This is a genomic window from Vulgatibacter sp., assembly GCF_041687135.1.
GTDB lineage: Bacteria > Myxococcota > Myxococcia > Myxococcales > Vulgatibacteraceae > JAWLCN01.
Genome location: NZ_JAWLCN010000010.1, coordinates 81,094 through 97,596 on the forward strand (window position 1 = coordinate 81,094; position 16,503 = coordinate 97,596).

The 16,503-nt window shown below is 71.8% G+C and carries 17 protein-coding genes; 8 read left to right on the plus strand and 9 right to left on the minus strand.

The window, feature by feature from the left end; genetic code table 11:
• Window positions 1–49: 49 nt before the first annotated feature.
• Both ACESMR_RS19385 and ACESMR_RS19390 read left to right on the plus strand, forming a co-directional pair.
• The gene (locus ACESMR_RS19385) at window positions 50–340 is read left to right on the plus strand and encodes a hypothetical protein (protein ID WP_373048768.1); all 291 of its coding nucleotides are present in this window, start codon (window positions 50–52) and stop codon (window positions 338–340) included.
• Between the two features lie 101 nt (window positions 341–441).
• Window positions 442–2,853, plus strand: coding sequence for a hypothetical protein (locus ACESMR_RS19390; protein ID WP_373048769.1), 2,412 nt, complete (start codon window positions 442–444; stop codon window positions 2,851–2,853).
• Window positions 2,854–2,894: 41 nt separating this feature from the next.
• Here the strand turns inward: ACESMR_RS19390 and ACESMR_RS19395 are convergent, their stop codons facing one another.
• Together ACESMR_RS19395 and ACESMR_RS19400 are read right to left on the minus strand one after the other, a co-directional pair.
• Window positions 2,895–4,613, minus strand: coding sequence for a PQQ-binding-like beta-propeller repeat protein (locus ACESMR_RS19395; RefSeq protein WP_373048770.1), 1,719 nt, complete (start codon window positions 4,611–4,613; stop codon window positions 2,895–2,897).
• Window positions 4,614–4,763: 150 nt separating this feature from the next.
• Window positions 4,764–5,624 (minus strand): hypothetical protein, encoded by an 861-nt coding sequence (locus ACESMR_RS19400; RefSeq protein ID WP_373048771.1) that lies wholly within the window; start codon window positions 5,622–5,624, stop codon window positions 4,764–4,766.
• Window positions 5,625–5,760: 136 nt separating this feature from the next.
• On the opposite strand from ACESMR_RS19400, the gene ACESMR_RS19405 reads away from it, so the two are divergent.
• Complete coding sequence (locus ACESMR_RS19405; RefSeq protein WP_373048772.1) at window positions 5,761–6,933, plus strand: MFS transporter; 1,173 nt, start codon at window positions 5,761–5,763, stop codon at window positions 6,931–6,933.
• Window positions 6,934–6,936: 3 nt separating this feature from the next.
• Here ACESMR_RS19405 and ACESMR_RS19410 read toward each other — a convergent pair whose 3' ends face one another.
• Window positions 6,937–8,079, minus strand: coding sequence for an FAD-dependent monooxygenase (locus ACESMR_RS19410; protein ID WP_373048773.1), 1,143 nt, complete (start codon window positions 8,077–8,079; stop codon window positions 6,937–6,939).
• Window positions 8,080–8,142: 63 nt separating this feature from the next.
• Between ACESMR_RS19410 and ACESMR_RS19415 the strand changes: the two genes are divergently transcribed.
• Window positions 8,143–8,760 carry a TetR/AcrR family transcriptional regulator gene (locus ACESMR_RS19415; RefSeq protein WP_373048774.1) on the plus strand — a complete coding sequence of 206 codons (618 nt, stop codon included), beginning with the start codon at window positions 8,143–8,145 and terminating at the stop codon, window positions 8,758–8,760.
• Between the two features lie 47 nt (window positions 8,761–8,807).
• Here ACESMR_RS19415 and ACESMR_RS19420 read toward each other — a convergent pair whose 3' ends face one another.
• The 4 genes from ACESMR_RS19420 to ACESMR_RS19435 form a co-directional block, all read right to left on the minus strand.
• Window positions 8,808–9,257 carry a DUF2267 domain-containing protein gene (locus tag ACESMR_RS19420; RefSeq protein WP_373048775.1) on the minus strand — a complete coding sequence of 150 codons (450 nt, stop codon included), beginning with the start codon at window positions 9,255–9,257 and terminating at the stop codon, window positions 8,808–8,810.
• 116 nt (window positions 9,258–9,373) lie between these two features.
• Window positions 9,374–9,847: a DUF6691 family protein gene (locus ACESMR_RS19425; protein WP_373048776.1), complete on the minus strand. Its 474-nt coding sequence runs from the start codon at window positions 9,845–9,847 to the stop codon at window positions 9,374–9,376.
• The gene (locus tag ACESMR_RS19430; protein ID WP_373048777.1) at window positions 9,847–10,263 is read right to left on the minus strand and encodes a YeeE/YedE family protein; all 417 of its coding nucleotides are present in this window, start codon (window positions 10,261–10,263) and stop codon (window positions 9,847–9,849) included. Before ACESMR_RS19430 ends, ACESMR_RS19425 begins: the two co-directional genes overlap by 1 nt.
• Window positions 10,264–10,606: 343 nt before the next feature.
• Entirely contained in the window at window positions 10,607–11,200 is a 594-nt protein-coding gene (locus ACESMR_RS19435; RefSeq protein WP_373048778.1) for an alpha-ketoglutarate-dependent dioxygenase AlkB, read from the minus strand.
• Between the two features lie 99 nt (window positions 11,201–11,299).
• Here ACESMR_RS19435 and ACESMR_RS19440 point away from each other — a divergent pair, with 99 nt between their 5' ends.
• Window positions 11,300–11,479 carry a hypothetical protein gene (locus ACESMR_RS19440; protein WP_373048779.1) on the plus strand — a complete coding sequence of 60 codons (180 nt, stop codon included), beginning with the start codon at window positions 11,300–11,302 and terminating at the stop codon, window positions 11,477–11,479.
• Between the two features lie 66 nt (window positions 11,480–11,545).
• Here the strand turns inward: ACESMR_RS19440 and ACESMR_RS19445 are convergent, their stop codons facing one another.
• Both ACESMR_RS19445 and ACESMR_RS19450 read right to left on the minus strand, forming a co-directional pair.
• Window positions 11,546–12,343 (minus strand): tRNA(His) guanylyltransferase Thg1 family protein, encoded by a 798-nt coding sequence (locus ACESMR_RS19445; RefSeq protein ID WP_373048780.1) that lies wholly within the window; start codon window positions 12,341–12,343, stop codon window positions 11,546–11,548.
• Between the two features lie 126 nt (window positions 12,344–12,469).
• Window positions 12,470–12,979 (minus strand): TlpA disulfide reductase family protein, encoded by a 510-nt coding sequence (locus ACESMR_RS19450; protein ID WP_373048781.1) that lies wholly within the window; start codon window positions 12,977–12,979, stop codon window positions 12,470–12,472.
• Window positions 12,980–13,078: 99 nt separating this feature from the next.
• On the opposite strand from ACESMR_RS19450, the gene hxpB reads away from it, so the two are divergent.
• The 3 genes from hxpB to ACESMR_RS19465 all read left to right on the plus strand — a co-directional run bounded on the left by hxpB (window position 13,079) and on the right by ACESMR_RS19465 (window position 16,498).
• Window positions 13,079–13,726 carry a hexitol phosphatase HxpB gene (gene hxpB, locus ACESMR_RS19455; protein ID WP_373048782.1) on the plus strand — a complete coding sequence of 216 codons (648 nt, stop codon included), beginning with the start codon at window positions 13,079–13,081 and terminating at the stop codon, window positions 13,724–13,726.
• A gap of 163 nt (window positions 13,727–13,889) precedes the next feature.
• A complete protein-coding gene (locus ACESMR_RS19460) occupies window positions 13,890–15,812 on the plus strand; it encodes an LTA synthase family protein (protein ID WP_373048783.1) in 1,923 nt (640 codons plus the stop codon).
• Window positions 15,813–15,952: 140 nt separating this feature from the next.
• The gene (locus ACESMR_RS19465; protein WP_373048784.1) at window positions 15,953–16,498 is read left to right on the plus strand and encodes a hypothetical protein; all 546 of its coding nucleotides are present in this window, start codon (window positions 15,953–15,955) and stop codon (window positions 16,496–16,498) included.
• Window positions 16,499–16,503: the final 5 nt, after the last annotated feature.

Here is a 16,503-nt window from a genome sequence, read left to right on the forward strand (position 1 = left end):
GGTGATCTCCGCCCTATTCTTCGTTCATCGACGAAAGGAGCGTGGACGAATGGGCGAGGACTACCGCAAGCACAACAAGGACCATTACACCGCCCGCGGGACCACCCCGGGCCCAGAGGGTCCGCTCGGAAAGTTCAAGGAGGAGCTGGCACAGGAGCGCGCGGTGCTCCGCCGCGACGAGGAGCACAAGCTGCCAGGCGAGTCCCCCCGCAGCGGCGAGAAGCGCGGAGGCGCTGCAGCCCGCAAGCACGAGGGGCGCTCGTCCGCGCTCGATCGGCTCCCCAAGCCCACGGGTGCCGCTGGCGTTCCGGCGTCGCGCAAGCCTGCCGACGAGAGCTGATCGCTCCGCGAGCCGGGCCGGAGGAGCAGAATCCGGCCCAATTGTCAAGAGAGACGAGCCGCACTCCCGGCTGTCTACGCTGCAAGCGTAGCGTGGCAGCCATGAGACGACTGATCACGCTGCTGGCAGTGTTGTCCCTGTGGGCGTGCGGAGAGGATCCCGCCCCGCAGGTGAAGGATCCACCGATCGGCGCCGGTGGCGCTGGCGGCACGGCTGGCGCTGGTGGCGACGGCGGAGCCGGCGGCGCCGGGGGAGCTGGCGGCAGCGGTGGCGGCGAGCCCGCCTGTGCCGACGACGAGCTCTTCGTGGCAGGCGCTTGCAGGGATGCCTGCAACCCGCGCACGGGCCAGCGGGACGACGGAAGCGCCTGCTCCTTGGGCGAAGCCTGTGCCTTCCTCGGGCTCGACGATGGGCAGGAGCCCTACGGCGCCTGCCTGCCCGAAGGGCCCGAGGGCACCCGAGGCGAGACCTGCGACGCGGCCAATCCCTGCGGCGCCGGCTTCACCTGCATGAACCAGGCGGGTGGCGGGCGCTGCGTGCCCACCTGCGATCCCGACGGCGAGGCGAGCTGCGGCGACGGCCTGCGCTGCATGGCGGTCGGCCGCGCCGGCGAGCTCGGCATCTGTCTGCCGCGCACCTGCACCAACGACGAGGATTGCGCCGAGGACCAGACCTGCGCGAGCTGGGTCCGTCCTGCGGACGGCGGCGTCGACATGGCCTGCGTCTTCGCTGTGGGCGACGGCGCCTCCGGCAGTCCGTGCGTCGCGGACGGCGAATGCGCCAGCGGCGAATGCATCGACGAGCTCGGCATCTGCCAGGGCGCATGCGAGGACAGCGACGACTGTGTCGGCGGCGCCTGCATCCTCTACGGCATGGCGGCGGGATCGCAGAGCGTCTGGGTCCCCACCTGCCTGCGCGATTGTACCGACGACGAGGAATGCGGGGACGGCCAGGCCTGCGTCTGGGCCGACACCCGCGACCTCGAGGCGAATACGGTCTGCAAGCCGGCCGAAGGCTCCGCCGGCGCAGGGGAAGCCTGCGACGACTACGGCGATTGCCGCTCCGGCCGCTGCGAGGTCTTCCAGGACGGCACCACCGGCTATTGCGAGGGCGGCTGCACCGACGACACCGATTGCGGCGAGGGGACCGAGTGCGTCGACGTCGCGTGGCAGAGCGCGGGCGACGACGGCGTCTGGGGCACCACCGACGATTGGCAGGGCTTCCCCCGCTGCCGCGGGATCGAGTGCACCTCGAGCACCGACTGCCCCGGCGATTGGGCCTGCAGCGCCGGGCACGAGATGGTCGACGGCGCGCTGTCGATGGTCTTCCGCTGCCACCCGCCCGCAGGCAACGGGGGGATGGGCGATCGCTGCACCACCATGTGCGCGAGCGGCGCCTGCACCCGCCCGCCGATCGCCCGGGCCGAGGATTGCGACAACGGGATCGACGACGACGGGGACGGCGACGTAGATTGCGAGGATCTCGACTGCGCCCCGTGGTGTGCCCGCGAGGAATGCACCAACGGGCTGGACGACGACGGCGACGGCTTCGTCGATTGCGCCGACCTCGACTGCGAGCAGACCTGCCAGCTCGAGATCTGCACGAACGGCATCGACGACGACGGCAACGGGAAGATCGACTGCGATGATCCGGACTGCTTCTGGGAGTGCCGCGAGACCTTCGCCTGCGCGGACTACGCCGACGAGGACGGCGACGGCCTCATCGATTGCGACGACCCGGACTGCTGCATCATCGACTGGGAGGACGTCTGCAAGGGCAAGCGCGCCTGCAGCGAGCGGCTCTGCTTCGACGGGATCGACAACGACGGGGACGGCGCCACCGACTGCGCCGACGTCGATTGTGCCGGCATGCCCGGCTGCGTCGAGAGCGATTGCAGGAACGGCATCGACGACGACGGCGACGGCCTGGTCGACTGCGAAGACCGCTTCGACTGCGGCAGGAGCTGCTTCGAGCGGGTCTGCGACGACGGCGTCGACGACGACTTCGACGGCTATCCCGACTGCGAGGACGAGGACTGCGCCCGCACGCCGAGCTGCGCCGAGGACCTCTGCGACGGAGGCGACTGCTGCACCAACGGCCTCGACGACGACGGGGACGGCAGGATCGACTGCCAGGACGGCAATTGCGCCGACACGGCCGCCTGCAACGAGAGCGTCTGCGCCACCGGCAATTGCTGCGCGGATGGCATCGACGGGGATGGCGACGGCGACGTCGACTGCGCCGACAGCGATTGCAAGCGCAACGCTGCGTGCAACGAGGGTGTCGGCTACGACGCCGGCTCGTGCAGCGACCTGGTGGACAACGACGGCGACGGGCTGCGCGACTGCGCCGATCCGGATTGCGGCTTCGCCTTCGAGTGCCTGATCTGCTTCGAGCCCTGCGTGGACGACGCCGATTGCCCGGGCGGGCGCTGCGTCGCCGGCGGCGCGTCGTTCGAGGTGCCGCCCTTCGGTGGCAACTTCGTCTACCTCGGCGTCTGCATGCCGAATTGATCGACGGGGCCCGGATCGCGGGTGATCCGGGCCCCTCCGCTTCATTCCGCCGGCGGAACGTGCCAGCCGGTGAGCGTCGAGCGCTGCAGCTGCGGGTCGTAGCGGAGGGTGAGCCAGTGCTCGCCCAGCCAGCCGACCCCGCTGCCGGCCCGGGCGCCGTCGAGGCCTAGCAGCGGATCGCCTTCGGGATCGAGGACGCACTGCACGTTGCCGGTGCTGCCCCGCCAGTGGACGAGGTGGCCATCGGCGCGGGGGGCCAGGCGCGGCGAGCCGACCGGCACCGAAGTCTCGTAGAGGATCGCGCCATCGGCGCTGCGGAAGCCGACGAGCCACCCGCTGCAGTCGTCGTCGCAGCGCACCTCCCAGGCGTTCGCCACCGGCCCCGCGAAGGCGAGGATCGGCACCAAGCTCTCCACCGGCACCCGGTAGGCCCGCCCCCCGTCGTCGAGAGAGCGCACCATCCCGCTCTGCATGAAGATCGCGCCGTGCTCGACGTGGATCGCGTGGTCGTAGCGCTCGCCCGCGACCACCTCCTCGCGCCGTCGCCAGCGCTCGATGCCCCTGCGATCGAGATGGACCGTCTCGGCGGCGCCGACCGTGCGGTCGTGCTGCGCGACGACCAGGCCGCCGGTGCCATCCGGGATGCCGCCCCAGGCAGGCCCCTGCGGCGTCCAGCTCCAGATGGTGGCGCCGGTCGCCGGATCGATCGCAGCGACTTCACCGTCACCGAGGAAGTAGAGGCGCTCGTCGTCGGTGCGCATCGAGCCGGAGGAGCCGCGCCCCGACCAGCTCCAGCGCTGGACGCCGTAGTCCGGATCGATCGCGCGGATCGTTGTTCCGCCGAGGAGCAGGAGCAGGCCGCGGAGCGCAGCGTCCTCCCGCCCGCCGCCGATCCCCTGCCCCGGCCAGATCGCGGCGCCGGTGTGCAGGTCGTAGCCCCGCCAGGCGCCGGAGGTCCACACCGCCACCGCGTCCTCGAAGAGATGGACCGGCCGCCCCTGCGGCACGGGGACCGAATGGGTCTCGGTGAGCAGCGTGCCGTCGGAGCGGATGGTGAAGGGCGAAGCGTGGGCCTCGGTCCAGCGCGCGAGCAGAAGGGCGCGGTCGCCGTCCTGCGCCCCCAGCTCGAACGCGCCCTGCCGGGTGAAGCTCCAGGCAGGCTCGGCGGCGACGCCCCCGAGCTCGCAGCGTCCGTCGAGGCAGCTCCCCTCGCCGCAGCCGCTCTCGCAGGCCGTTCGATCCGGCAGCGGCTCCGCGACACATGCGCCCGCAGCGCAGAGGCCGGCGGAGGCGCAGGGGGTCTCGAGCGAGCAGGTCATCCCCTCGCGGTGGGGTTGGCAGCGACCGTCCGCGAGGTAACCGCAGCTCGGATGGCAGGGCTCGATGGCCTCGCCCTTGACCTCGATCACCTTGACGTCGTGCTCGAGCTGCAGGCCGATGTATTCCGCGAAGGGTCCGGGCTCGGCGGCGGTGAGGGAGATCCGGACCGCCCGCACCTCGCCGGGCGCGAGGAGGAAGCGCTCACCCGGCTCGATCCGCATCGGTGGCCTGCCCCGGAGGTCCACCACCACCGCGTCGCTGCGGGTGTTGCGCACCGAGAAGTCCCAGGCGGCCTCCTCGCCGATCCGGACCTTTCCCATTTCGATCGGTGAAGCCAGGCCCTCGAGATCCGAGCGCTGGCCCGGATAGGGCGGCGTGAAGATCCGATCGCAGGCGCCGAGAAGGAGGAGGAGGAGCGCGCCACCGAGCCGTGCTGCCATGGGCGGCAGCTTGCGCACCGCAGGGCCGGCCGCCCACGCCACGAAGCGGTATGGCGCGATCGTGCACGGCGGCGGCGCCCAGAACGACGACGGCCCGAAAGACGCCGCGATGCGAGCGCCTTCCGGGCCGGTCGTTCCGAGCAGGCTTGCTCAGGGGGCGCAGTCGATGTCGGTGACGCCCATCACCTCGCAGAAATTGCCCCAGCCCATCTGCACCGAGCCCGGGCCGTCGAGGAGGTTGCAGGTGGTGAATTCGGTGCAGGGGCGGGCATCACCGTACGAGACCAGCGCCGAGTAGCCGTTCACGTAGCAGGCCCACTCGGCGCAGGTGGCGGCGTCGCCGCAGGCGTTCCAGCCGCCGCAATCGCCGTGGTGGCCGTAGGCTTCACCCTCGGTTGTGATCCGGATCCCCTCGGGAGCGGGCGGCGGATCGATCGCGCCGTCGCAGTCGAGGTCGCCGGGATCCGAGTTGGCGAGATCGGGGCAGGTGTCCTCCCAGTCGACGACGGTGTCGCCGTCGCGATCGAGAGCGCTGGCCTCCACCCGGATCTTGATCGGCAGGGTCCGGCCCGCGCTGTGGGCGGTGCCGCTCGGCGACCCCGCGGTGAGCTCGAGGGCGATGGCGCCCACGTCGCCGCCCGGCGTGGAGACGACGATGCGGTAGTGGCCGGCATCACCGCTCTCGGTGCGCCAGTCGGCCCGGTAGAACTCATCGCTGGCGTCGACCAGCAGATCCGGGGTCGACCAGCTCGCCACGGTGGCGGTCACGGCACCGCTGGCGTCGACCGCATCGACGCGGACCTCGATGGGCGCGTCGGCGACGAAGGTCCCGCCCGGTGCCTGTACGGCGGCGAGCGGCGGAAGGAATTGGATGCCCCCGGTCGAAACGGCAGCGACTGCGCGGCGGCCACGGAGGGCCGACTGCTGCGACTCGAAGGAATCGGCCTCGTCCGGAGTCCCGCCACAGGCTGCGGCGAGGACCAGGATGGCGATGGAAACGGGAAGTCTCATGACCCCTCCTGCATCGCCCTCGAAGGGCGGCAGCCCCCATACTCCCCCATTCGAAAATTTCCATCTACGTGGGTGTCGCTCGCCAAACATCCCACCAGGCGCTGCCGCCAGGCGTCCCCAGCCTCATCTTGGCGGGGTGACGACACCGCCCCCGGCCAGCAGAGGCGGCCGCCTCACCCTCCTGCTGGCGAGCACGCTCACCATCCTCGCCGCAGCCATCGTGGCGCCGACGCTCCCGGCTCTCCGGGACGACTTCGCCGACGTGTCACGGGTCGACCTGCTCAGCCGCCTCGTGCTCACCACGCCGGCGCTCTTCATCGTGCTCGGCGCGCCGCTGGCCGGCTGGCTCGCCGACCGCTACGGCCGCAAACCGCTCCTCCTCGGCGCCACCCTCTGCTATGCGGCGGCGGGGAGCGCACCCGCCTGGCTCCCCGGCCTGCAGGCGATCCTCGCCTCCCGCGCCCTCCTCGGCCTCGCGGTCGCGGGGACGATGACCGCGGCCACCACCCTCCTCGCCGACGCGGCGAAGGGGCCCGCCCGGCGCCGGCTCCTCGGCGAGCAATCGGCCTTCATCGGCCTCGGCGGCAGCCTCTTCCTCGCAGCGGGCGGCCTCCTCTCGGAGCTCGCTTGGCGCACCGCCTTCCTGCTCTACCTGGTGGCGCTGCTCCTGCTCTGGCCGATGCAGCGGACCCTCCGGGAGACGATGCGGCCCCGGGGCCCTGCGGCGCGGCGGGCCTCGCTGCCGCTGCAGCGCCTCGTCGGGCCGTGGGGGATGGCCTTCGCCGCGCAGGTGATCTTCTACCTCTCGCCGGTGCACCTCCCCTTCCTCCTCCGGAAGTTGGGCGTGCCCGGATCGACCTGGACCGGCATTTCGCTGGCGCTCCTCACGCTCTGCTACGCCATCGGCGGCGGGCTGCTCGCCGCGCCGGCGGCGCTGCGCTTCCCGCGGCGCCGGGTCTTCGCGCTGGCGTTTGCGGCGGTGGGGGCCAGCTACGTCTGGATCGGCCTGCAGGAGACCTGGCTCCGCGTGCTCCCCGGGCTCGCGGTGGCGGGCCTCGGCCTCGGCCTGCTCATCCCCAATCTCTTCGCGCAGGCAGCGGATGCGGCGGAGGCGCAGGTGCGCGGCAGGGCGATGGGCACGGTGACCACCTTCCTCTTCCTCGGCCAGTTCCTCGCGCCGATCGTCTCGGCGCCGCTGGCGTCGGCGCTCGGCCTCGGGGCGGTCTTCTCGATCGCCGGAGCCTTCGGGCTCCTCGTCGGCGTGGGGCTCGCGGCGCTGCCCGCGCTGCCGGTGCTGCGGCGGGCGTGAGCCTCACGGCTCGAAGGCGAGGGTGGCGCGGAGGCGGCGCTCCATCTGCGCCGCAGGCGTGGCGCGAAGGAGCGCGGTGCGGGCGATGCGCGCGATCGGATGGCGCCACTGGGCGACCTGCCCCAACCGCCGCGATTCGGCGACGAAGCGGTTGGCGCGGGCCACCCGCCGCGCCTCGTAGGCGGCGAGTCCTTCCGCCAGATCCCGCGCGCCGGCGAGGCAGCCGGCGAGGACCACCGCGTCCTCGATCGCCTGGCAGCCGCCCTGGCCGAGGTTCGGCGTCATCGGGTGGGCCGCGTCGCCGAGGAGGGTGACGCAGCCGCGGCTCCACTTCGCGATCGGCGTGCGGTCGAAGATGTCGGTGCGGAGGATCACCTCTGCCGGTGTCGCCTCGATCAACCTGCCGCAGGGCTCGTGCCAGCTGCCGAAGCGGCGGAGGAGCTCCTCCTTCTCCCCAGTTGGCGAGCGGTGCACCCCCGCCGGCGCGTCGGCGACGCCGAACCAGTAGACCAGCCCCTCGCCGATCGGTACCACGCCGAAGCGCTCGCCGGCACCCCAGGCCTCGGTGCTGCGGCCGGGCTCGGTGTCCATGCGGGCGACGCCGCGCCAGGCGGTGTAGCCCGCGTAGCGGGGCGCCTCCTCGCCAGCGACGTGGCGGCGGATCGCGGAGTGGAGCCCGTCGGCGCCGACGAGCAGATCGCCCCGGGCCTCGCTGCCGTCCGCGAAGCGGAGCGCCACCCCGCCCGCCTCCTCCCGGATACCGTGCGCTTCGCTGCCCAGGCGCAGGTGTGGCTCCAGCCCCGCGGCGAGGAGCTGCTGGAGCACGCCGCGGTGGATGGCCAGCATCGGGGCGCCGAGACGCGCCGCCACCGCATCCAACGGCAGGCGGGAGAGGATGGCGCCGGTCGGCGAGACGATCTCCGCCCGATCGATCCGGGCGCTCCGCGCCGCGATCGCGGGGTCGAGGCCGAGGGTGCGCAGCGCGAGCACCGCATTCGACTGGATGGTGATCCCGGCGCCGAGCGGCAGGAGCGCCGGGGCCCGCTCGAAGATCTCCACCTCGAAGCCCCGCTGCAGCAGGGCGTGTCCCAGGGTCAATCCGCCGATCCCCGCGCCGGCGATCAGCACCTTCTTCTTCGCTGCCATCTGCCCTACCTCCGGGCCCCGATGCTAGGGTGGCGGCCCACTCCCCCGCTACTCGCGTTCGCCATGACCGACGAAGCCCCCAACCGCGCCAGAAAAAGACCCCGGCAGCGGAGGTCCCGCGAGCTGGTCGACGTGCTCCTCGAGGCCACGGCTCGCGTTCTGGCGACCGGCCGCAGCCTGGACGAGGCGACCACCAACGAGATCGCGGCGATCGCCGGGGTGAGCATCGGCTCGCTCTACCAATACTTCCCCAACAAGCAGGCACTCGCCGCGGCGCTGATCGAGCAGCGGGCGGCGCGGAGCCTCGAGGAGGTGGGCGGCGCGATCGGGGCGCTCGCGGGAAGGCCCTTCGGCGAGCGCCTCGCCGCCGGCGTCCGGTCGCTGGTGGCGATGCACCGCCGGGAGCGCGCGCTCTACGTGGCGATGTTCGCGCTGGTGCGGGAGGTGGGGCAGCACGAGCTGGTGCGCACCCTCGCCGCGCAGGGGCGCGAGATGCTCCGGCAGCTGTTCGAAGCGCACCGGGACGAGTTGCGGCCGGACGTCGACCTGGAGCTGGCGGCGTTCGTCGTCGGCCACGCCCTCGAGGCGCTGGTCCACGCAGCGGTGGAGGAGGCGCCGGCGCTCCTCGACGAGCGACTCGAGCAGGAGCTGGTGCGGCTCCTGCTCGGTTACCTGCGCTGAAGCGGCACGCGCGTGCGCTGCTTCGTGCTGGAGCGCCCCACCAGGCGCTACCCGTGGGTCCAGAGCTCCTTCAGATCCTTCGGGAGCTGCCCCTCCACGCCGTGGAGCTCGCCGGTCGGGATCCGCGCCCGCGTCGCCCGGAGCACCGCCCGCGCGATCGGCTCGGCGTCGTCGTCGCCCAGGCCGAAGTGGTGCGCCACCTTGCGGATGAACGCCGGCTTGTCGAAGAGCTGCGCCGCCTGATCCTGGTGCAGCGTGCAGGTGCGCAGGAGCGGCCGGATGCCGTCCGGAAGCGACGCGAAGAAGTTGCTCGCCTCGCCGCCGGTGAGGCGCATCGCGAGCGTGCAGAGCACGCCGGAGACCGCAGCCTCCGCCGTCACGCCTTCGGGGAGCGCGCCGCTCGCCTCCACGTCCCGCAGCAATTCCTCGGCGCTCTCGTGGAGCCGGACCATGCCCGGCCCAGCAGAATGGGCGCCCTCGATATATCCCTCCGCCATCGCCACCTCCGTGCAACGAGCGCCGCTGAAACGGCGCCGTTGGAGATAGCGATAGGCACGGTTGCCGGTGGCCACCAGGCTGCGGGCGCGCCACCGGCAGGAGGGATTGCGATCCGTCAGGCGTCCGCGATCGGCTCGGCCTGCGGTGCGCGCTGCACGGCCTTCTCGCGGCCCGGTGCCTTGACGAAGAGCAGCCGGTGGATCGCCATGCCGCCGATCATCGCCAGCATGAAGACGCCGAGGCGCGTGGTGCCCGTGGCGGCGGAGACGATCGCCGGTCCGGGACAGAAGCCGCCGAGGCCCCAGCCGACCCCGAAGATCGCGGCGCCGGCGAGGAGCTTTCCGTCCAACGTCCTCTTCACCGGCAGCTCGAAGGCCGGCTCGAGGAGGGGCTTCTCCTTGCGGCGGATCAGCCGGTTGAGCGGCAGGTAGACGAGGATCGCGCCGCCCATGACGAAGGCGAGGCTCGGATCCCAGTCGCCGGTGAAGTCGAGGAAGCCCTGGACCTTCTCCGGCAGGGTCATGCCGGCGAGGACCAGGCCGACGCCGAAGAGGATCCCGGCGACGAGTGCGTTGAGGGTTTTGCGCATCAGAGCACCCCCATCACGAAGACCGTCACCGCGCCGGTGGCGATGAAGGTGAGCGTCGCCGCGAGCGAGCGCGGCGAAAAACGGCTGATCCCGCACACGCCGTGGCCGCTGGTGCAGCCGGAGCCGAGGCGGGTGCCGAAGCCGACGAGGATGCCCGCCGCGCCGGCGACGAGCAGGGAGCCGTCCGCCGAGGGGAGCATCTCGGGGCGGAGCGCGGCGAAGACCGCGCCGACCGCGAGCATCCCGCCGACGAAGGCGGCGCGCCAGGGGCGGCTCTCCCCGCTGGGGAGCACGAGGCCCGCAATGATGCCGCTGATGCCGGCGATGCGGCCGTTGCCGAGGAGGAGCAGGGCCGAGGCGAGCCCGATGAGCGCGCCGCCCAGAAGCGGAAGCAGGAAGGGAGTGAGTGCGTCCATAGGCCTTTCGATTCCGGACCGGGATGTCGGGGGCCGGTCTTTCTGCCCCGTCAGATCCCCGGGGGCGCGCAAAGGATTCGCGCATCCCGCCGGCCAGGCGCAAAGAACTGCGTCAGGCGACCGCTAAGTCCAATGAAATGCGGCATTTTGCCGCGGTCGGGCACTTTGCCCGCGGCAGCTTTGTCGCTACCATGCCAGGCGTTCGAGCAGCCCCCGCCTCCAGGAGCTCCCGTGAAGAACGCCATCTGGCTGACCCTCTTCGCCCTCGTCGTCGTGCTCACCGTCACCACCGCAGGCCGCTACCAGGACGAGGCCGCGGTTCCGGCGATCGAGGGGAACTGACTCATTCTTCGGCTGCAGCAGCCCGATCCCATTTCGCCGGGTCCTTCACCGTGCGGAAGGTGATCGAGTGGCGCAGCGCCTTCACCGCTGGGATGGTGTGCTGCCACGCCGTCCGCGCCTCGCCGCCGAGCACGTAGGCGGAGCGGGGCTCGAGCGTGGCGGCGTAGACCTCCGGCCCCTCCTCGACCGTGCGCCGCAACTTGAAGCGGCAGGCGGCGCCCAGCGAGATCCCCACCACCACCGGCCCGAACATCGGCGCGTCCCGGTGCCAGCCGATCCCCGCGCCCGGCGGGTAGCGCGAAACGAGGCATTGGCCGAGCGCCGCGGCCTCGAGACCGCCGATTGCGGCCGCCTTCTCGCGCAGCGCATGCAGCCACGAAGGCAGCGGCTCCCCGCGCTCGATGCGCCAGCTCTCGTAGGCGTAGGTCCAGCCGAAGTGGAGCACGGTGCGCCGCGCGACCACGCCGTGCATGCGGACCTCGCGGAAGGTGCGCGCCTCCAGCTCGGCGAGGATCGCCCGCTCCTCCGCCTCGTCGACGAACGCCTCCTGCACGAGGAATCCCGCAGGTGGAACGTCGATCGAACGCGCGCGCATGGCTGCCTTTCTCTTCCCCGAGCGCCGTTTGCGCGGCGCCCCTTCCGTTCCAATCGTCCATCTCAGGGGACGCAAGGAGCGCTGCAGGAGGGACTTCGGATGGCTGGTCGCAAGGAGACGGAGAACAAGCGGACGATGACCGTGCAGGAGGCAGGCCGCAAGGGCGGCGAGACCGTCGCCCGGGAACGGGGCCATGCGTTCTACGAGGAGATCGGCCACAAGGGTGGCCAGCGTGTCCGCGAGCTGATCGAGGAAGGGAAGCAGCGCCAGAGGAAGTAGCTCGCAGGGTTGATCCGCCCGCGTGGACGCGGCCCTGGCCCCAGGGCCGCGTGCGGAGCCCGGGCTTCACGAACCTCGGCCCGTGGAGCCCGGGCCCCCCGCTTCCGCTTCCGCGAGGCGCGCCTCGACGAGCGCGGCGTAGCTCTCGCCTCCGGGCAGATCGAGCACGACGCGCAGCCGTTTGCGACGGGCCAGCGCAGGCGCGCCGGTTCGTCCGTGACGCGCCTGCCGCTCGATGGTCTCCCACCACAGTCCGATGCCGTGCCGCTGCCAGGCGGGCAGCGCGTCGAAGGCCGTGCCGCGTGCGGCGAGGAGCTCGTCCTTCGCCTCGATGGGGAGGCCGTCGAGGTGCGCGGTGGACTCCGCTGCCGATCGGCCCTCGCGGCGGAGGAGCCAATGGCAGTGGCCGTTGCGGGCGTTGCGCCGGGCGTCTTCCTGCCGCCAGCGGAAGTAGTCCACCACCGCCTCCGCGTCCGGCAGGCGGCTCACCCTGCAATCGAAGGCTGCAGGCCGGCCCAGGGCGACGGAGAACTGGCCGCTCGCCTCGCCGGCGAGCACCGAGAGCCATTTGCGCTCCTTGCGCCCGAAGGCCGCCTCGCCGCGGTGGAAGAGCAGGGAGATCTCGTCGCTGTGGGTGTGGGCGTAGGCCACGCGGAACCCCGCCACGAGGAGGTGCCGGGCGGTGGCGATCATCAGGTCGCGGAAACGTGGATCGAAGGGGGCGTCGAAGGGATGCAGCTCGCGGGTGAGGCGGGTGAAGGAGCGGCCGTCCACCCGGGCCACGAGCCACGCGTCGGCAGGGAGGAAGCGATCGCTCGTCGTTTCGAAGCGGCGCAGCCGCTGGTCGAGCTCGTCGAAGCGCATGAGGAGATGGTGGGCTACGGCGCCGCTGCGAGGAAGGACCGAATCACGGTGGCGATGCGCTCGGGCGCTTCCCAATGCGGCGCGTGGGCGAGGCCGCTGCCGGACGGCAGCTTGCGCATGGCTTCTTCAGAGGAGCCGGAGGCGCAGGCCGAGGCCCGTGGTGTAGCCCACCACCGCGTGCTCGATCCGGCCCTCCTCGTCGACGATGTAGAGCGTCGGGTAGGCGTCCACCTTCCAGGCGGGGCCGGTGCGCTCGTCGCCGAGGAGCACCGGGAAGGAGAGGTCGTGCTCGCTGGCGAAGCGCTCCACCGAGGCGACGTCCGGATAGGAGAGGGCCACGCCGATCACCGGCACGCCGTCCTTCGCCAGGGCATTGAGCGTGGGCATCTCCACCTTGCAGACCCCGCACCACGGGGCCCAGAACGCGACCACCGCCTTCTGGCCGCGGAGCGAGGCGAGATCGAAGGGCTTGCCGTCGAGGGTGTGGAGGGCGAGGGCCGGAGCGGGGCCGCCGCTGCCGACGAGGTTGCGGCCCTGCCACGCGCCGATCGCCACCAGGATCGCGGCGAGGATTGCCATCTCGCGGAGCAGGCTCCGCCAATTCCGCCTCTTCAGCCAGTCGACCAATCGCTTCACGTCCACTCCTCGGGCCACGTGCACCGTGACGCAGCGCCGCCCTTTCGTCTACGGTGCGAGCCGCCGCCTGGGGGCGGCGATTCATGGTGGTGGTACCCGATGATCCGCGCGGCGATCTTCGACATGGACGGCCTGCTCATCGATTCCGAGCCCCTGTGGCGGGCGGCGGAGGTGGAGGTCTTCCGTTCGGTCGGCGTGCCGCTCACCGAGGAGATGTGCCACCAGACCACCGGGTTGCGCATCGACGACGTGGTGGCCCACTGGCACCGGCGCCACCCATGGGAGGAGCCGGGTACGGCGGTGGTGCAGGAGCGGATCGTCCGGCGGATGATCGAGCTCATCGGCGAGCGGGGCAGCGCCAAGCGCGGGGTCGACAGGGCCCTCGACTGGGCCCGGGGCCACGGCCTCGCCATCGCCCTCGCCTCCTCGTCGCCGATGCGGATCATCGAGGCGGTCCTCGGTCGCCTGGGGATCGCCGACCGCTTCGTCGTGGTCCGCTCCGCCGAGGAGGAGCCCTGGGGCAAACCCCACCCTGCCATCTTCCTCAGCACCGCGGCAGCGCTCGGGGTGCGGCCCGAGGAATGCCTGGTCTTCGAGGATTCGCTCACCGGCGTGATCGCCGCCAAGGCGGCGCGGATGCGCTGCGCCTGTGTGCCGGAGGCCTGGCCCCGCCAGGACGGGCGCTTCGTCCTCGCCGAGGCCTGCCTGCCCTCGCTGGAGGCGGTTTCCGACGAGCTCCTGCGCTGAAGGAGTGCTGGGGGCCCCTTCCGGGCCCTTTTGGCCCCTTGCAGGCGAGCGTGCCCCACCCCGCCACGGCCTTGCCCCAATCGTTCCCTTAGGGCAACCTCCCCGCCGTCTGGCCGTCATCCGCCCGACAAATGGGCGCCTGGATGGCCGAAGGGGATTCCGGATGAAGGTGAAGCAGCGACTCGGCGCCATCTACGGTTGGGCCCGCAACGGCATCCGTGCCCATCCGTTCTTCTCGAGCTGCGTCGCCTACCTGGTCCTCAAGCAGATGCTGGTGATCTGGGCGTTCATCGAGTCGCCGCAGGCGCCGCCCAACACCTTCCTCGCCCTGAGCGGCGCCGCCCTCCTCTCCCTCTCCTGGGCCTTCGTGCTCCGGGGCCGGCTGCGCCTCCTCGCCCTCGCCGCCGTCGACGTGGCCTACGGCGTGCTGCTGCTCACCGATCTGATCTATTTCCGGCAGTTCGCCGACCTGCCCTCGGTGGCGTCGCTGCGCCACGCCGGCCTGATGGGTGGCCTCCACGGCGTGATCGAGGACCTGATCCGCCCCACCGACGTCCTCCTCTTCCTGGGCCCGGTGCTCCTCGTGGCCCTCGCCGCGGCGCGCAGGCCCTGGCTGCAGCGGCAGCGCCACTTCGACCTGCGGCGCGCCGCGCTCCTCACCGGGATCGGCTTCGCGCTCCTCGCTTCCGTCGGCCTCACCACCCGCCGGCTCAAGAAGCCCTTCGGCGGCCACACCATGGTTGCGAGCCGCGTGGGCCCCATCGGCTACCACGCCTACGACGCCGGCACCTACCTCGGGCGCGGCCTGAAGAAGCGCTTCGGCTCCACCGAGGAGGCCTACGCCGAGGCCCGGGCCTTCTTCGACGCCAAGCAGGCGCAGCCGAATGCCGGGGGCAAGCTCGCCGGCGCCTTCGCCGGCAAGAACGTGATCATCGTGCAGATCGAGTCCTGGCAGGCCTTCCCGACCGAGATGGAGGTCGGGGGCGAGCCGGTGACGCCGCACTTCAACGCGCTGGCGAAGGAGAGCATCCACCTCACCCGGATGCACTCGCAGGTGGGCCAGGGCACCACGTCCGACGCGGAGTTCACCGCGCAGTGCTCGCTCTACGCGCTGCGCACCGGCTCGGTCTACTACGAGCACGCGACCAACGATCTGCGCTGCTTCCCCGAGATCCTGCGCGAGGCGGGCTACACCACCGCGGCGATGCACGCCAACCGGCCCGATTTCTGGAACCGCGCGGCGATGTACCCGACCGTCGGCATCTCCACCTACTTCGACGAGCGGAGCTACAGCGGCGGCGAGGAGATCGGCCTTGGCCTCTCCGACGAGGATTTCTTCGACCAGACCGTCGACAAGCTGAAGGCGTTGCAGGCGCCCTACTACGCGCTGGTGATCTCGCTCACCAGCCACACGCCCTTCAACTTCCCCAACCTGCCCCGCGAGCTCGACCACGGCGACTTCGCCAGGACCCGGGTGGCCCATTACCTGGACACCGTGCGCTACACCGATCGTGCGTTGGGCAAGCTGGTGGAGCGCCTGCGCAGCGAGGGGATGCTCGACGAGTCGATCCTCGTGGTCTACGGCGATCACATGGGCGTGGCCCGCGACAGCTCCAACGTCGGCGACTTCCTCGCGCTCTCCGACGACGATGCGCCTGCGTGGTTCCGCACCGAGCGCCGGATCCCCGCATTGATCCGGCTGCCCGGCGGCGCCGGGGCCGGCGCTCTCTCCGCGACCGCGGGCCAGATCGACGTGGCGCCGACGGTGGCAGCGCTCCTCGGCATCGAGTCGGAGAACGTCTTCCTCGGGCGGAACCTGCTCGCGGGTGGCGAGGGCTTCGTCACCTTTCCGAATGGATCCGCCGCGAGCGACCACAGGCTCTACCTCACCGCCGACGGTGGCCACGGAAAGCCCGGATGCTACGAGCTGCCCTCCGGCGAGCAGCTCCCGGGCACGGAGTGCGAGGGCATCTCGACCCGCGCAGCTCGCGAGCTGGGGCTCTCCTGGAGCATGGTCGAGTCGGACCTCGTCGCCCGCGTCGCCGGCGCCAGGGGGCACGAGTCGCGGCCGGTGACCGCGCTGTAGGTCGGTTGCGCAGCGAGCGCCGGCTTCGGCTTCGTGCGCTCGTTGCTGCCCCCATTCCGGTGGTCATCTTCCTCTCGGGGCGGCGTCGTGCTGCCGCCAGCCGCTGGTTCCATTGCGGACCGTGGCGGGAGGGAAGGGACATGCGGAAGAACGTGCTCCTTGCAGGCGTGTTGGCGGCGGCGCTGGTTCCCGGCGCTGCGCTGGCGCGGGGGCCCGATGCCTCGGAACAGGCACAGACGCGGACGGAGTCGCAGCAGCGGCAGGTCCGGGTCCAGGGGATCGTGGAGGACGTCGACTACGACGCGGGCACCGTGGCGCTCCGCTCCGGCAGCGGCGAGGCGCTCGAGTTGCGGGGTAGCCCCGAGCAGATCCAGCAGCTGGGGACGGGCGACCGGGTCGATCTGCAGTTCCGCGACTTCGACGGCACGCTCTGGCTCACCTCGAGCGGCGGGCCTGCAGCAGGCGCCGGGCTGGAGACGGCACGGGCCGGCGAAGTCGAGGGCACGGTGGCGTCGGTCGATCCGGCGGCGGGCACGATCACCGTGCGCGACCAGACGCTCCGGGCGCATCCGGAGGTGATCGAGGAGGTGCAGCCGGGGCAGTTCGTGAGCCTCTCCTACGCGGAGCTGCAGCAGGTGCCCTGGGTCCAGGACGTGGAGCAGGAAGCGCAGCTCGAGGCCGACTGATTGGC